This window comes from Cerasicoccus frondis, assembly GCA_031296915.1.
Lineage (GTDB): Bacteria > Verrucomicrobiota > Verrucomicrobiia > Opitutales > Cerasicoccaceae > Cerasicoccus > Cerasicoccus frondis.
Map to the genome: position 1 here is coordinate 110184 of JAVDPC010000008.1, position 17652 is coordinate 127835.

Sequence of the window (17652 nt, forward strand, 5' to 3'; positions counted from 1 at the left end):
ACTATAGAGATTGGTGGCCAAGGCGAATTACCCGTAGGGGATTGCGGAATGGCAATCGATCCGTTGAGGACGTTTCTATGCCAAGATTAAACCTTAGCGCGTCCAGTTTTGTGGCACGGCGCGCATTTTTACTTTTCCGCTCTTTGTGTCGGGCAAGAAAAGAATCATTAGGCGCACATTTTTGCGATGTGGCCAACGGGCGCTAAAAAATGGCTCCCATTGCTCGTCGAGGTATGCAGCAAGCTTGATCCCAAAGCCTTCCGTGTCGGATAAATCTGGCGTGATCGTACGCTCTGTGTTTGGAAGTAAGCGGATTTTTTCCTCTCCCAGAACACCGGCTACGGCTTTGCCTGCAAAATTGATAAAGCGAATGTCTCCAGGAGCAAAGGACTGGCTGCTATCGTCCATGACGAAGATTTTCCAAGGAAGGGCGGCATTTGGGCTGGTGTTGGGAAGAAAGCAAAGCAGGGCTTGGCTGACACCCTGAGGGATGGTTGCGCTGGCCTGCATCACACGTTTTTTGCCGCCTTGACCATCAGGCACGAGCCGGAAGAAATTGACGGGATTTTCTCCCGAGTACCGAAGCAGAGGGCCACGGACTGACCCGCCAGCTTGAAGTTCCATTAGTTTCCCTTCGCTCTCATACCATAGCTCTTGAGGCATCGAGTCGAAGCTGATCGCAGAAAACTCAAGGTTTAGCGCTTCTGTCTGTGCGGGTAGCGCAGGTGCTAGTGTCGCGAACAATACAGTGATAAGGATTAGAAAGGGGCTACGCATCGTGTGTACAGTGTGTTTATACCTCATCTTCACTGAGCCATCGGAAGGCAATGATTTTGTAGCGCCGTCCGAATTCCTGATTCTCGGTGTCAGTGAGATCTGCTGGTTCGACCGTTGGCGCGTCGGACTCCCGGTTGACGTAGTCAGGAATGCGCTGAACGATCGCCTCGCACCAAGCAGTAGCCGTGACTTCATTTGTCAGCGGGTCAGTTACATCACCATAAGCGCGTATCGTGAATGTATCTCCGCGCACAGTCATGGATGCTCCCAGCATCGTCAGCAGGTCAGCCTGCGTTAGGAAACCGGCGGCCCCGAGGTCGGTGGGGACTTTGGCGTTGCTATTTTCGATATAGCCGGTGATTTCCGCAGAGTTAATTGTGCGACTTGTGTCATTGATGCCTGAGTCGTTGATGGCTGTCTGAAGTGCACCGGATTTGGCTAGTTCGGGATTAGAACTGATGTTGCGATTTACAAACTCCGCCATGCTCAGGAATGGCCCGCGTTTTTTTACCTGGATCACGGTTTCCTCAGCAAGGCGTTGGATTTCATCGTCGGTGAGGCTGGAGTAGCCTGCCCATTTGCTACTCGCATCGGCCAATGGCAGGGTAAAGCGAGATATGCGATGGTCGTCGGTATTGTTAACCTTAGTTAGGTTGCCTTCTTGGTTAATTTTGTAGAGATCCCCAGCACCAAGGCAGCCATACAGAGATTTCCAGGCTTCGACAGATGTAGAATTAACATTAAATGCTCCGTCGACGCCGAGAAAGGCAGCGCTTTCGCGGTGGGCATCGTCAAGTATCTCATCGCTTGAGTCCAGGAGAGCATCTTTCATGTCTTGAGATTGCCTCCCAATCAGAACCATCCGAGAGTTGGGTAGGGGAACAGACGATGCACCGGTGAAATCTTCAATTACTGCTGCAATCGTCCGCTTAGAACCTCCAAACACCGATGACGTTTGGTCGGTGATGCTTGAAAAGAAATAGCCATCCCATATGGCGTTGTTTGCGAGGTAGGACGTATCAATGTTGGCACGGTCTGTTTCTTCTATCTCATTCAGTTTAATCCATGGAGTCGCAAAAGAGTTTCCGATGGCGTGGGATGATTCATAGCCATAGATTGCGGTGTCGACATGTTGGAGTTGCCCGAGTGAAGTCAGAGGAGCTTTGGGTATCTCAGTGCCTGCTACAAAGCTGGTCGAATCAAAAGTAAAATTGCGGCTGGGACCCCAGAATCCGCGGAGGGTGTCCGGGTCAAATTGCACCGCTAGCACGACATCGCTTAGGGGGGTGCGAACCGCAGCAAATGGGGGATTCAAAACACCATAATCGCCACTGGATGCCGACTGCTGATTCGTTTGGAAGGCATTCATCGATGACAGTCCGAACGCTGGGTAGGGGCGTATCGTGTCGTCCTCGGTTTTGAGGCGGATATCGATTTGACCAAGGCTTTGTTTGAAGCCAGCCAGGCTGCTAAAGCTATATGCGCCATTTGCGTCGGGGAGTCGCCCGATGTCTCCCATTGTGGATGACGAACCAAACCCGAGGTTAGCGCGTAGCACGGTGTAGTGCTGGATTTTATCGGCTAGGAAAATATCTGCATTGGTCTGAGTAACGCGAAAGCGATCATTATAAGATCCTTCAGCAACCAGGTACGCGTTGATGCCCATTTGCTTTTCCGAATTGGTATGTCCCAGTCGGCTCACCCACTTAACATTCTCGTCATCATCCAAGAGCGCTTCGAAGCTTACGGCTATTTGATCGGAGCCGGTGCCGATGATGACGTTTTTCACGTCACCATCCAACTCGTGATCGTAGTATTGCTTCGTGATTTTATTGGCAGTCCAATCCGTTTCTCTGGGTGCGGGATCGAGTGTGTCGACGTAGAATCCGCCGCTCGATGGCCAGCCCTCTACTGCATCAATTGCATCGGTGTAGGGGACGGGGCTGTTGTTGCCTGCGGAGTAAACGCGCACTTCCCCTGGCGCTAAGGTGATGCCATCTGGATCGGCAATGGACATGACGCCAAAGACGAAATCTCCCAAAGCCCGAGAGACAGAATACTCAGGATGGGATAAAGCAAAGAGCTCCTCAACGCTCATCGTGTTGGATTCCACTCCATTGAGTTCCCATCGGAGGGACTCGACAATGTTGGGAATTCGAACCGTTACACCCTGAAACCAAAGGCTGGTTGTATATGGGTTGTAAAGGGTCACAATCGGATCGACAATGAGGCGCAGCTTATAGGCTCCGGCTCCATTGGATACGCTTGCTGGGCGCACCACAGTGGTTGGATCAATCGGAACAGCGGTCAGGCTGAAAACCAACTGAATGCGCGCTAGTACTGGTGCTACTTTGAGTGAGCGTGGGCGGATTAGGCTTCTCGAGCCGCTGTAGCCGGTATTGTAACTTCTCTGGCCATTATTATAGAGATTCGCAATGCTCAGATTGTTGCTGTTTCTCTCAGGTAATGGGAGTGCATTGCGGGCTTTAAGCAAAGGGCTGCTGGTGGGATTATCCAGTTCGCGATATAGGCGGTAGTAGTCACGTAGCAGGTGCCATGTGGGTCCTTTGTAGTGTCCTTGGGGCTCTTCAGGGTCTTCGCTTTTGTAAACCCACAGGTGTTTGACGGGTTGCTGGTCTGGGTTTGTGTCCGTATAGAGAGAATCCCAACCGGCGCTTCCCACGCTAAAGTCCGGGTGTGCATTGAACGCGGTGTCCTCCAACTCAAAGGCCATACTCAGATCCTGCTTTAAACCACCATCCCGAGCATTGGTGAGTAGGCCGACCGAGCTCAGTGACAGATCATGGTAGTGGCGATTATAGGCATGCTGGAGCAAAGTCGCATTTGCTGAGTTTGAGGCTGTCATGCCGACGATCGAAGAGGACAGCAGGTTCTTTAATTCGTTATTGGTTGGATCGTATTCCAGAGCAAAAATGTCATCAATGTCATTGCCAACGGCGTCGATTCCCCATTGAGGAGGCGAAGCAAAGTTGAGAGCTTGTCTTATCTGTGGATCGAAAGAAGAGCCTTTTTCAGTTAGATTGTAGCGGGCCTTCACTGACTCATCGCCAACCCAATAGGCGAAATGTCCATTCAGTACTGATTCCTTGCCTGCGTAGACAATATCTGATGCATCGGCGTCTGGTCCGAGTGAACCCGGACCAACCATGATCGACCATGTTTCATCCGGAATTAAGTCGTGCGGCGCTGCAAGCGATTCGTTATCTGCGCCAGTGGGTAAAGAAACGAGCCATCGGTTAAAGAGATCATCTTTATCGGGCGTCGCCGTTGGTGAGTTTTCGTCCCATTGGGCGGATTTCCAAACACCCACCCAGTGGGGATGGGCGGGTTCGCCAATCACATTTTCGAGCGCTGCAGCTGTCGCGGTTATTCGTTGATCGGGGCCGGTTTGCTCTTGGATGTGACCAAGGGCGATCATCAAGCCCAACTGTGCATTGGCACGGGCCTCCACCTCGATTTCCATATGGCGAGTGGTCGCCATATGGATCTGTGTAAGAGAGGAAATTGCCAATAATAGCAGGACGACCATGGCCATCAAGGACAACGCAACTACCAAGGCAAAGCCGCGTTTATTACGCGGAGCTTTATTCGCTATATAAGAGGTCATTGTTAGGGGGTATCAAATAGGGCTCGTTGCATGTTTATTGCTTCGAAAAGTTATTCGCTAGAATAATCGCAAGGAGAGTGTGCAAGCAAATCACGACGCTGTTCAACCAGTTGACCCATGCTGCCGATGAGAGGTTTGAATGGGACATGTATCAGCCTGCAATAGCCCAGGACTTTGCAGGCATTTGGATTTGGTCTCCTTGTTGGATGACCATCTTACTGGACGCTAGGATTTGCTTGCTCGGTGCATCAATCGTGTGTGCACGGCTGCCATAGTTACATAGGGCCCAGGCTTCGCGGCCGTTTTGCTCACTTAATGGGGTCAGGGTGAACTCGTCTGCGGCCGGGTAGAGGAAGATGCTTTCTCGCTTGGTAATGCTCAGGAGGAAGGCTCGTCGACTTGGCTCATCTAGCTCGGAGCCGGGGAGGTATATGGCGCCTTTGCCGTACGGGCGTCTCAGGCCCCAAGGCATGCCGTTGAAGCGTTCTGATGTATAGACACCAATTACTTCGTCTTGAGCTCCTGCTTCAAAGACAGTGGCAAACTGATTTGTGGCGCCATGGCGTCCGCCTATGTCGACTTCGAGGTTCGCGGTTTTGATCAAGAAGCGAGTATGGAAACCGATGCGCTCTTCAAGTGAGCCTAGTAAATGGGTTTGTTGAGAGCCGTGATCCTGAGTGCGAAATCCGGAGTAGGGACCCGCGATCCAGACTGTTCCATTTTCGACTAATGCTAGGGCTTGCTCAATGCATCTGTCACTCAAATGCGGAAGGTATGGCGTGAGGAGTAGTTTGCAGTTTGGCAGATCGCTCTCATCAAACACGATGTCGCGCCAAAGTCCAATATCCAAGAGCGTTTGGTAGTATTCACGCAACCGCTTATTGTAATCGTAGTTTGGCTCAAGGCCGCCGGCGGCATCAGCAAAGAAATAGCGTCCGTTGACTTCTGAGCGAACGAGGACGGCTTCAGCGCGAGATGGTTTGAAGTCCTTCAGGATGGGATCGAGTTTGTTTTTAACCTCGGTGGACTCCTCGACATTCATCCAGCCGCTTGAGGGTTGTCCATTGGCATGGACAATCGCGCTATTGATGATCTCGGAACCGCCAGGCTGCTGTTTCCAGGGCCAGAAGCAAAGACCGTTTCCGCCCATGGTGTAGTTTAAAAAACTGAAGCAACCCAACCAGCCTTTGGCATAGAGTTCCCCGGTGGTCATTTGGTCTTCGCAGGAAGTTTCCATTGTCCAGTAGCGTCGACCAGGTAGCAAATTGCGGAAGGAATCAAAGCGGAATTGAATGGCGGTCGGAGATTGGTTGCCGGTGTAAAGGTCTGATGAGGCAAAGTCGAGTGCGCGGGAGAGTCGCCAATCGTCCGTCAGTGCGGTGCTGTTGTGAGTAATGGGAGCGTCGGTATGGCGTCTAATGATTTCTATGTGCTCCATTTGAAACTCAGCAATGGAGTCTGCCATAAAGCGACGATAGTTGAGCGTCAGGGCGAAGTTATGGGTGTAGTAGCAGAGTTTGTAGGGTGGGGGAACTTGATCAAAAGATTGGTAATGTTGGCTCCAGACGACGGTGTTCCATGAGCGATTGAGATGCTCGATATTGCCATAACGCTTTTCCAACCAACGCTGCCATGCGGCAGTGGATTCTGTGCTGAGGCAACGCTGTTGATGTGAGCCCAGTTCATTGTCGGTTTGCCATCCTATAATCGATGGGTGGTGTGCGATGGCTGCGAGCATCGCATCGGTGATTTTTAGCGAATACTTCCGGAATATGTGGTTGTTGTAGGAGGCGTGTTGTCTTGCCCCATGCTTGTGCTGATACCCGTCAGGATCGACGTAGCCAATCTCGGGATGTTTCTCCAGCAGCCAGATCGGTGGCGTCGCTGTCGGGGTGCAGACAATTGCGCTAATGCCATGATCCTGAAGTAGGTCTAGTGCGTCTAAGAGCCATTGGAAATCATACTTTCCCTCGGTGGGTTCCATTCGTGACCAGGCAAATTCAGCAACCCGCACAACATTAAAGCTCAGTCGCTTCATGTTCTTGAGGTCCTCAATCCAGGTTTTGCGTGGGTATTGTTCGGGATACCAGGCAGCGCCCAGGAAAAGTTGGTCAGATGTCGCGTCGTTTGTCGTGGGCATGGACGATGATTCTATTGTTACTTCCAGTTGAGCACTGCGGGTGCCGCTGTGTTGCTTGCTGCTCGAATCAGCGCGCGGGCATGCTCTGGTTGACTGCTAGATCGATTCCAAAGCCTAAGTCATCGCGCTCTGCGCGAAAGCGTTCCAGCTCTTCGCTGTAGAGGAGATCGCTAATGAAGTTCGTTGTTTCGCCCGGATCGCGTTCGAGGTCGAAGAGCACTTCTGGAATGTCTGGGCCGAATGACTGATATTTTAGCGAGTCCCGTTTCAGCATTAGATGCGCCCCTTGGTATTCTGAGCGAGCCGTGTTTTCCCAGGCTACATCTAGGTTGCGCGCTAGCGGGGCGAGGCTGCGACTATCGAGTCCTTCCGGTATCGGCAGATCACACATGTCGCAAAGGGTGGCAAAGAGATCGCAGAGGCTGACGTTTTCAGTCACTACTCTGCCGCCTTTTAATCCGCGTGGCCAACGGATGACCAATGGGGCGCGAACACTGCCTTCGAAGAATTTGAACTTTTCCCACACACTGTGCTCACCAAGCATTTCGCCGTGGTCAGACAGGTAGACAATGATCCAATCATCGAGATTTTGGCCAGCGAGCTGCAAAGCATCAAAAACCCTTTGACAATCGGAATCTAGAGAATCGATCATGCCGTAATAGGCAGCAGTGGCGCGGCGAATGTCGCGCTTGCTAGCATCTTTATCGGGAACAACTGCCTTTTGTGAAAGAACTGGATGATCGAATAGCTGTTGATCTAAAAATGGCTCTACTCGATTAAGGTAATACTCGAAACGCTCTTGGTCGGTGAAGTAGGGATAGTGAGGACGGCCGAAGCTGATCTTCAGCATCAGTGGTGCTTCTGGGGTCGAATTGTCATAATCGGAATCAATGAAATACCTGCGTATGAAATTAAGCGCGGCGTCTAGTGTAAATTGGTCATCGTCCTGGTGGGGGCCGCGGCATACGCCTGCGCGGCATATCTCTTTTGCGTCTGACCATTTGCCCGCGTAGTCGGAACTGCGTGAGCTGGATACGATTCGATCGATGTGCTCGCGGTTTAGTTTTACATCACCGGCGAGGCGTTGAGTCCAACCTTGCATTTGGTCACTGCCGCGATGATGTAACTTACCCGAGCAAACCGTGGAATATCCATATTGGCTAAAGCGTCGGGCGTAGGTCATGTGTCCAGGATTCAGGTCCTGATGAAACTGTTCGCATCCGGTATGCTTAGGATACTGGCCGGCGAGAATACTTTGACGTGCGGGGATGCAAACCGGTGATGGGGTATAGGCGTTGCTAAATACGACGCCTGTCTGAGCTAACCAATCAAGAGCAGGTGTGCGGATTATGTCGTTGCCCGCAAAGCCAGCTACGTCTGCGCGGTGTTCATCGCTCATTAGTATCAGCACGTTTGGGCGCTTGTTGTCTGCTTTAAGCATGAGTCTTTGTAAAGCGGTTCAATTGGATTGGGAGTAATGGCTTTCTGTGAGTGTGTGACGTTAATAATTGCTTCGGCAAATCTGATGGCTGCTCAATCATTTGACTGGGGTTTGCCGCACTCTCATTGGTTAGTTTCTAGACTCATTGGGTGTGTGAGTAAGTTGCTTCAGCGTCTACGACTATGGAGACAACGGTTGTGATGCTGCGTGGCATGCGGCTGCCCGCTCTGTTTTGCTCAACTGTTCGACCACGAATAGAATTTGCCCCTGGAAGGGAGAAATATTTGTAATGGCCACCGATTCTTCAACTTAACCCAAAGACTACCCAAAATGAAATCAGCACTAAGTATCTACACCGCAGCATGCCTTCTCTCCGTATCTTACGCTAATGCGCAATTCATTATCTATGAGGGGTTTGAGACGCCGGGCGACTATGCCGATGGCGTTACCATCACTTCTCAGACCGGTGGGGGATCCGGTGATTGGGGCGGGAGTAATTGGTCGATTGAAAACCCTGGAATTGGTTATCAGTCGGTCACGACATCGCTCACCTACTCAGATGGAAGTAACAATTTAACTACCAGTGATGGGTCATTAAGCAAGGTCGCTGGAAGCAACACCATCAGTTACAGGAATTTCGATAACACCGCTTTTAACAATACTTTTGGCAGTGGCGGCGAGATTTGGTTTAGTGCTCTGTTTCACGCTGAGAGCACGACAGATATTGTCTATCGAATCAGTCGGGATAGTGCGTTTAATGGTCCGGGCTTCAACGTAGAGAACGGCCAATTGAGCGCTCGATTCAACAACACCATTTCGTCTAGCAGCATCTCCGTAGATAATGGTGAGACGTATTTTGTGGTCGGAAGAGTAACGCCGGATACAACGAATACTTTGGATCTGTGGTTGAACCCTTCGTTGGGTAGCGCACCGATTGGAGCGGGCGATTTAACCGTGGACCAAGGCTACGATCTAACTCTGTTGGCTCGGACCATTGTTCAAAGTCGCAATAATGACAGCGCCATGCTTGATGAGCTGCGCTTGGGTTCCACCTTTGCGTCGGTGACCCCAAACACGGCGATTCCTGAGCCATCGACATACGTGCTTCTGTTCGCATGTGCGATTGGTGCAGTCGCTATCTGTCGTCGTGGCAGAAACAACGTATCCTAATCGCTGAGTAATCGCGGGGAGTGCGGCATTTCGCCGCGCTCCCTTTTGCCCCTCGTTGCCTTGCTTGAAGCTTTGAAGTAAGCGGCAGTTCGCTGTACCCGTACATCGTGTTTCTGCCGTTTGTGTCTCTTGCTAGTGGTTCTACACCCCTTACCCTATCTCTCATTACGATGAATAAAAAAATTGCGACTCTCATCGCCTGTATGCCTGCCCTTTGCCTGAATGCGTTTACGGAGTATTCAGGAACCATGAATGATTTCATGGGCATCAATATTCATACCATTTTATGGAAGGACTATTATAGCCCCGATGCAGACTATGACCACATGAACATCAGCCAGGCGTTTAAGTGGGTCCGAAATTACCAGCGATGGGATTGGTTGGAGCCAACCAATGATGACTATGACTGGGAAAATTCTGTTGGAGGTGAATTCGACGAGTACTATCGCCTGCTCAATGAAGATGGTATCAATATCGTGGTTGTGCCCGTAGAAGTGCCCGCTTGGCTACAGAGTTCGATCCATTTTCCAGTCGATAATGGTGATGGAAGTGAGCCGAATCACTATCGTGAGACGGCTGAGTACTTTGCCCAAATGTCTGCGCGATATGGGCCGACCGGTGGGCTTTCATCAACTCGGCTTGAAACCGAGGATAAAGTTCAAGGCCTCGATTACATACGCTACTTCGAATCGCACAATGAGCCAAATCAAGATTGGAAACCGATACTATGGCCTGCCAATCTCCACGGGCATTATCTGAATGCGGTTCACGATGGTAGGGGAGTCGAACGGAACGGAACGATGCCGCTTGCTGGGATAAAGCAAGGGGATCCCAATGTGGTTCACGTGGCACCAGGCTTAGTGAGCAATGGGGTGGATGACAGTTACTGGTTCCATTCATTCTTTTCGGCCGGACGGCAGGCCTATGACATCATGAACATACATTCCTACTTTCGGAATGAGCACCTGTTTCCGCCTAATACTTGGCCTTGGCCGCCTGAGACGATTGGGGTCTCACCAGAGTACTATATCCTGGAAAGCGGCGTGGATGAGATTCAGAAAGCTATCGAGTGGCGTGACCAAAATATTCCCGGGACACCTGTTTGGGTTACCGAGTTTGGCTGGGATACGTACGACAATAACAACAGCCATTCGCGAGGCTATGCGCCTGAGCTTGCTCAAGCCAATTACATCATGCGGGCATTCCCGCTGATGAAGCGAATTGGAGTCGATAAGGCATTTCTGTTCTTTGATTTTGATCCGAATTCGACCAGTCCTCAGTTGTTCTCCAGTTCGGGAATCTTTCGCGATAAAGATACCGGCTATGAGCCCAAGATTGCCTACTATTATTTGACCGCGATGTCTCAAGCCGTCGGCGAGTATGCTTATGATGGTGCCACGATTTTTGGTGAAGGCGACCCGGAAGTGTATGCCTATTCTTTTTCGAAATCAGTAACCGATAAGGTGGTTATGATCTGGTGCCGCGAGCCGGACTCACTCGTCGACGATGGCGCCACATTGGCTAACTATGTATTTGCCCTGCCCAATATGGAGTCGTGTGAATTGATTGTGCCGACTGATGGAGTAATTGGTGGAGTTCAAACTTCGCTGAGCGTAACTCAGTCAGGACAGGTCGGCGCCAATGTTACCGTGCCTTCGCTCTCTGAGACACCGGTGTTCTTGAAGATTTCAGGAACGCAAAGCCTCAGTCTTAACTTGGCTCCAGAAGTCGTGGCTGATAAGGATTTTGAAGTTCAGCTTCCTGCTACGACTGCTACGATCTCCTGTGATGCCAGTGACGAAGACGGCGCTATTCAGTCCTATCATTGGACGCAATTAGAGGGGCCGACCATTACGATTGCACAGGCTACATCGAGTGCTGCTTCGCTGAGTGGACTCGTGGAGGGTAACTATGCCTTTCAAGTTGACGTCACTGACGATAACGGCGCCGTATCGCATGATGTCATGCGTCTTGCGGTAACATCGCGCACCTCATACAGCGGCAGCCCTCACAGTATTCCTGGTTTGATCCAGGCAGAAGATTTCGACAATGGCGGCGAGGGTGTCAGTTACCACGATACGACTGTCGGCAACTCAAAAGGAGACTATCGAACTGATGTAGACGTTGATATAAAATTGCTCACTAGCCAGCCGGAGAATCATTACATTGCGGATGGTGCGGCCAGCGAATGGCTTGAGTATTCTGTATCGGTTGCGCAAACAGGATTATACTCCATCAATTTGAACCTGGCGGCATACAATGCGGACAGGCGAATTGAAGTCCTAATTGATGGACTAAACATTTCTGGTATCGTATCGGCAGTGCAGACGAATTCGCACACGGTTTTTGCCAGCAATGTTGCGGAGCCTGTGTTGCTGACAGAAGGAGAGCATATCTTGCGAGTGCATTTCATTACGAGCGGTGTGGCGTTAGACTGGATCGATATTCAGCCATTTGATGACGGGGTTCCGACTGGCGAGTATTTTCATTTAGTCAATCCCACCTCTGGCTGGGCCTCGCTACGCATTTTCTACGAGGTCAAATGGCAGGATGATCTGGATGTGCTGGCTGGTGGGAATGACATGCTAGAGTTTTGGGTGACTGATGAGTCTCCAGGGCTTACAGCAGATTGGGACAACCTGAAAATTGCCATCAGCGATACTTCAGGAAACATCGCAGAAATCGTTATTGGAGATTACATTGAGGGCGTCGGAATTAACTGGAGCCAAGCATTGGTGCCGCTTTCCGTTTATTCCACTATGGGAGTCGACTTGCAGCATGTTCGGTTTCTGGAATTTCGTTCTTCCAATGCATCGGGTCCTATTGATATCGGACTTGATGAAATAACCTTCTCGGGGGGCAGCACTCCGTTTCTCTGGTACGGTGACTCTCATTTGAACAATCCGCTTTCAAACAACAGTCCAATAACGCTAACGATTGAGCCGAATGGAGGTTTGGGCGTTGAGCCAGAATACAATGAAGCTCCATTCGTTGATGCGGGCCAGGATGTTGTTATCCGCCCGGCATTAGACTCTTACACTTTCGTTTCAGATGTTTACGATGTTGACGGCGCGGTTGCTCAGTATCAGTGGATTCAGTTGAGTGGGCCAACGTTAGCATCCGTAAGTGGCGACACCGGTGCGGACATGACTATCGAACTCGAGCCGAGCAGCTTTGGAACTTACGAATTCCGTCTGTATGCGACTGACGATTCGGGAAATACCTCGGAGGATGACGTAACTTTGGTTTATGAAGACACCGGAGGCTATATTGCCATGGATCATACGGCGGAAAATTGGCGGTCTTTCTCGATCTTTCATGATTCTACGAAAGACCCATTCGATGTGATCACGGGAAGCAGCGTTAACAATACGACGCTGGATATCTACTTTAAGCGCTTTGATCTCGGCTACACGATTGATTGGACGAAGCTATTCGTCGAACTCAATGATGACGATGTGCCTGCTGCGACTGCTTCTGCTGCGGTTGCAGATTACATGAGCGGTGGCATTGATGATACATGGATAAAGGTCTCGATTCCGCTAAGCGTATATGGCGCGGTGAACTTACAGAATGTAGATTCAGTTATTATCCGTTCTGGAAAGGCCGGCCCGTTCTATTCACTGGGGATCGACGAAATCGGCTTCAGTGGGGGTTCCGAGCCACTCCTTTGGTATGGTGACGGCAACGCGGATGTCGTTTTCAATTCCAGTATCGCCGCCGAATTGAATGTTTCTCTAACAACTAGTGGAGGAGCAGCCATTGAGTCTCTGTAAGGTCGAAATCATCCATGCGCGATACAGGTATAAGGCGTGCGTCCTCTGGGGGGAGGGCGCGCGCTATTCTTACGCGAATTTACTCACTGGTTTCAGATTTCTTGAAGCACAGATAAATGTAAACTCGAGCATGCGGTATTCAAAGCAAGCAAACGGCTTTGAAAATCATACTACCCAACGATTTGCCTGGATCAGGCAGAAGCTTCGATGTCCGCTTTCTTACCCAAGAGCGTCTTGCCTTGTTGCCATGCCCCATCGATTACTTGAGTCATTGGGTCTTGGGGGCAGCCACGATGTCCGCTCATCATGAGCATGTGTAGGAGACTGATCGCGTGTGAGCCTATGATTTCCGACTTCAAGTGAATGCCGGAAATCTCAGTGTCATCCTCGATACATAGGCAGCAGAAGCCAACGTCTTCAGGAACACGTTTGCCAGCTTCCAGCATGAAGTCACGAATTTGAGGTTCACTGCTGACAACGACATCGCATTGGTTGTCGTCCAGCCATTGTAGGAAGGTAGATTTATCCAGCTGATCCCACTTATACACTGGGAGTTTTGCCATGCTTTCGGGGAAGTCATATTGCTTCGCCAAAAAGGAGGCTAGCCAGCATAGACGATGCAACTTGTTTTCCTTGCTTGGGATGGCGAGGCCAATTCTTTTATAGCCTAGCCGTCGGAGGAAGTAGACGCTTATCTGCATCGAACCGTAGTGATTATGGGTAACGGTATTGATGATCGGCCAGTGCAGGGTTCTTCCTACTTGAGCAACGGAGAAATTCGAAAAATCAAAATGAATGCGTGTCTCTTCCGGAGGTAAGGGAAGTAGCAGAATACCCTTAATGCCCCGGTTAAATAAGATTGAAGCCGTACGCTTAGGGCCGCCGTTTTCCTCAATCCAAAAATCTTCTAGCTTGTAGCCCAAGGCAGCCGCCATCTTTTGCGCGCCGGCATAGTATGCCTTGATGGTTGGTGACTCACGCCATGCATACTTTGTTGGCCAGCTGGAAAGGACTGCGATCGTCGTATTGCGGGTCCCAACCGCTTCTGAATTACGATACGAAGAAAGTGATGACAGCCAAGGGTCGGGGGCGTAGCCCAAGTCATTGGCAATTTGTTGGACGCGGGAGATCGTTTCCTTGGGAATACGGCCGTGATTGCGCAATGCCAGGGAGACTGTGGATATAGATACCTCTGCGCGCTCAGCGATATCTTTTAGGGTAACTCGCTTTCCTAAGCTCATTTGCTGGTATCATGACACTGCAAGCTGTTTTATCAAGTGTATTAGATTTAGGGGATCGCGGTGGTTGCTTCTCACTATTGGGTCAGTCGGAGCCGGCCCCATGATTGGACTCCATCAAGCAGCCCATTCTCTTTGGCGCGTGGCCAAGCATAGTTGGTTGCCTGTGTGTCTGAAGCGCCCAGTTGCTTTACCGCTAATCCTGCGGCGATTTCAGAACCTGCCTTCAAATTACTAAGTTTCAGTGCATCTGCTGGAATAAATGCCATTACCACATACCCATCCGCTTGTGGCAGTATTTGGGTTTTGACGCGCTTATCATCGCGTATGGTTTCACGGATCGCATCACTGCGTTTCCATTCACCGGCACTGATGGTCCATTCGTCACCCTGCTTTACTGGAACGAAGTAGAAATGGTGGGAATAGCTGGTCCAGCCAGTTGAAGAGTTGGGTTCTGTATCCAGCAGTAACTCGATGTTTGAACCATCCCAGAAATTGATCGGATTGCCTTCCTTCAAGTTTGGACTCGGAAGTTTGACCGCTAACGCTAAGCCGCCTTCCGACCACGCGAACTTCGCTTGTAGTTTCTGCTCCTGAGGGGCGACAAAGTAGGCTGAATTCATAATGCCGTCATCCGGCCATTGCGTGATAAAAGGATCATTTGCATCGAGTGGTGCATCGGGCACCTCGAAGACCATCGGACGCAATGTGACCTTTTGCTGAATACCTGAGTCCGTTGTCAGCGAAACAGTGCAGGGGCCGCTTTGGCTCTCGGGAATGTAGACTTCAATTTCTCGTGTAGCTCCTGGCGCTAAAGTGAATTGGCCAGGTTGAAATTTAATCATATCATTCGCCGCTGATGTCGTCCATTGAAGCGTTTCATCAGCGGTGCTGGTTACCGTAATGCGCTGGGTTGCCCCAGCGGTGTAAGGCTCTGTTTCTACCGCCAGCACCGGCGTGACTTCGAGTATAAGCGCAAAGCTCTTGGTCCATTCAGGTGTTTCGACGGATAGAATTATTGGGTGTTCGCCGGTTGGGGCGGTGTTATTCAACTTCAGCGAAAGGTGGTCTGCAACGGTTTCGGGTGGAAGGTCGCGCCATGTTAACTTTGCTCCTGCGGGCATGGAAATCTCCAGTGTCTGCGAGCCGCCTGGTTGGATTTCAAGAACGCTCGGACTTACCAATTCAGTTGCGAGCATGCTGTCCCAACTCGAGGGAATCTCGCTGAGATGAAAGTAATGAACTTCAGGTCCAAGCGCCTCGGGGCTCGTGGTGTTGCCGAACATATCGTAGACTGCAGTCGCCTTCTGCAAGTAGGCGGGGACTGCGATGCTTTTGCTGACTGTCCAAGCGACGAGGACATAGCCGCCCTCATCTTTCTTCAGCACCAAACACCAAGCATCGGTATCTCCGGCGTCGATGCGGCCTAGCATGGTTGCGGCTGCGGTTTCGCGTGAAAGAGCGGCCATGGCTGCGGCTGATGGCCGCAAGTGGCCTTTCAAATCATAGAGTCCGCATGAGCCAAACTTCTGGGTAGAGCCGCGCACATCACGGTCGAAATACCAGAAGACTTTATCCGTTCCAGACCAGCGAGCCGTTAGATACACGCGTGGTAAATACGTAGCCTGTAGCTCCAGGCCAACGGCAGGTCCATAGGTCACGTCATAGCCGCATTCCGTTAACCATGCTTCCTTATCATGTTTGCGTGCAAGCTGGTTGATTGCCCGTAGTTGATCGAGGTAGGCGAGGTTTTCAGAACCAGGATCTACGCCATTGTTCATGTTGGAGCGCGATATTTCGGGTGGAATGGTTCCGGTGTAGTAGTGGTAGTTTACGATCTCGAAATCATCTGCATACTCGGATTCAAGCAGCTCACGGGTAAACTCCATGTGAATGCCCGCGCGCCCATTCATTGCCAGCTTTGCGCCGGTGCGACTGCGCTCTAAGCCTTCATTGGCAGCTTGCAAATACGGTCCCCATATTGCGACGGTATCGGTGCCGGCCTTCTGCATCGGCGTGTCATATTCATTCTCTGATTCCCAATAGGGGATGTCAGGAAATGCCTCGGCCAGTTGTTCGTATATATCCGTGACAAGATCATCGGCGACGAATTTCACGTCGCGGTTCTCTCGAAAAGAGCGCTGCATGCAGGGGAGTATAATGACATCTGCAGCATAGGCTTTCTGATAAACCTTGGTGAAGTTTTCGCTATTGCTGGCAATGGGCGGACGTGACTTGTGGTCGAGCCAGCCAAATGAATAATCACGCGCCCAGTGAATGCCCATCTTTTGCAAGAGACCCCAAGGTGCATTGGCGTGCGTATTGACGCCAATTGACGAATTCATTCGCTGTTGGGGCGTAAGCGGTGCCGGTTGGACTAGGCGAATTAGGCTGAGCGATTCCGTTTGGACCACTTGGCTGGTTTTTACATCGACAAGAGATGCTTCGATGGTGAAGGGGCCATATCTATCGACGGTGGATTCCAGCTTTGCCTTCGCATTTTCTCCTGCCAGTTGGATGGGGATTTGCTTTAGAGGCGAACCCTTGCCATCCCAATCAACCAGGCTAACGTCGATTCGGTAGTCTCGGGTAATAGGGTCCCAACTGGATAGTTCCAGGGAAAGGTTGAGCGCGCCATCTGCTTCAATTAAATTACCCGATGCGTTGGAGAAGATGTTCAACTCCGGGTGTTCAATGGCGCTAAGTTGTATGGGGATGAAGCATGCTGCACTGAGCAACATTGCTTTGGGTAACTGACGGATGAGGCTTGGGGTCATGATATTTGAAATCGTAGCCATTACCATTGGTCCTTGGATGCTGTGCTAGTATTGGTCTGAGGAGCGGAGGAATCAACAACGACTTCCAGTTGGGAAAGGTATGTGGTGATTTCGCCTGGGGTTGGGTTTCCCCAGTCATGAAAGGAAATTGCAGTGAGGGTAAGGGGCTGCTGTAGGTTCGGGGCCACATTTTTCTTAAATTGCTTCCAGCCATCATCAGTTAGCATTGCGATACCGATCTTTTGTCTTTTGCCATTCGCGTCTTTCAGAATGAGTTCACAAAAATGTTTGGTGCCGCTGCCATCTAACCACAGCCGAATCTCCGTAACGCCTGAAGGTAGCTGGATTTCATTGCGCGGTTGCAGCGAGAATACGCGGAAGCCTTCACCGCCCGGCCAATTGATTTTCATCCCCAGTGACTCGGTAACTGGTGGAGTGGCAGCTTTTAGGGCAGGTGGAACATTGGGACGTAAAGCAATTCTCCCTTCTGCGGTATTCCATTTGGACACATCCCACTCTTTGGGCTGCGTGAAGTCCGTGATGACGAGTGTCTGCGTCTCGGCTTGAGAGTGGGCGCTGATGGCAAGCAAGGTCAGGGCTGTAAGAAATACTTTGGTTAGTTTCATGTTGGGCTTGGGTTTTCTGCGAACAGGGGGGTTGTTTACGGAAGATGTAAGCAGATCGTCAGTTGGGTGAGCAACGGGG

9 protein-coding genes are annotated in these 17652 nt (G+C 50.8%); 2 read left to right on the top strand and 7 right to left on the bottom strand.

The window, feature by feature from the left end:
• Positions 1 to 93: 93 nt before the first annotated feature.
• The 4 genes from RBB63_RS08710 to RBB63_RS08725 form a co-directional block, all read right to left on the bottom strand.
• Complete coding sequence (locus tag RBB63_RS08710) at positions 94 to 828, bottom strand: hypothetical protein (protein ID WP_309383178.1); 735 nt, start codon at positions 826 to 828, stop codon at positions 94 to 96.
• Positions 794 to 4279, bottom strand: a complete 3486-nt coding sequence (locus tag RBB63_RS08715; RefSeq protein ID WP_309383180.1) for a hypothetical protein — start codon at positions 4277 to 4279, stop codon at positions 794 to 796. The genes RBB63_RS08710 and RBB63_RS08715 overlap by 35 nt, the downstream gene beginning before the upstream one ends.
• 277 nt (positions 4280 to 4556) lie before the next feature.
• A complete protein-coding gene (locus RBB63_RS08720) occupies positions 4557 to 6545 on the bottom strand; it encodes a beta-galactosidase (protein ID WP_309383182.1) in 1989 nt (662 codons plus the stop codon).
• Positions 6546 to 6612: 67 nt separating this feature from the next.
• A complete protein-coding gene (locus RBB63_RS08725; protein ID WP_309383184.1) occupies positions 6613 to 7986 on the bottom strand; it encodes a sulfatase-like hydrolase/transferase in 1374 nt (457 codons plus the stop codon).
• A 330-nt stretch (positions 7987 to 8316) separates the two neighbouring features.
• Between RBB63_RS08725 and RBB63_RS08730 the strand changes: the two genes are divergently transcribed.
• Positions 8317 to 9156, top strand: coding sequence for a hypothetical protein (locus RBB63_RS08730; RefSeq protein ID WP_309383186.1), 840 nt, complete (start codon positions 8317 to 8319; stop codon positions 9154 to 9156).
• 170 nt (positions 9157 to 9326) lie between these two features.
• Positions 9327 to 12932: a PKD domain-containing protein gene (locus RBB63_RS08735; protein WP_309383188.1), complete on the top strand. Its 3606-nt coding sequence runs from the start codon at positions 9327 to 9329 to the stop codon at positions 12930 to 12932.
• A gap of 191 nt (positions 12933 to 13123) precedes the next feature.
• On the opposite strand, the gene RBB63_RS08740 is transcribed toward RBB63_RS08735, so the two are convergent.
• From RBB63_RS08740 to RBB63_RS08750, 3 genes are all read right to left on the bottom strand, one after another.
• A complete protein-coding gene (locus RBB63_RS08740; RefSeq protein ID WP_309383190.1) occupies positions 13124 to 14173 on the bottom strand; it encodes a LacI family DNA-binding transcriptional regulator in 1050 nt (349 codons plus the stop codon).
• A 74-nt stretch (positions 14174 to 14247) separates the two neighbouring features.
• Entirely contained in the window at positions 14248 to 16947 is a 2700-nt protein-coding gene (locus tag RBB63_RS08745) for a hypothetical protein (RefSeq protein ID WP_309383192.1), read from the bottom strand.
• Between the two features lie 20 nt (positions 16948 to 16967).
• Positions 16968 to 17573, bottom strand: coding sequence for a hypothetical protein (locus RBB63_RS08750; protein WP_309383194.1), 606 nt, complete (start codon positions 17571 to 17573; stop codon positions 16968 to 16970).
• Between the last annotated feature and the right edge of the window lie 79 nt (positions 17574 to 17652).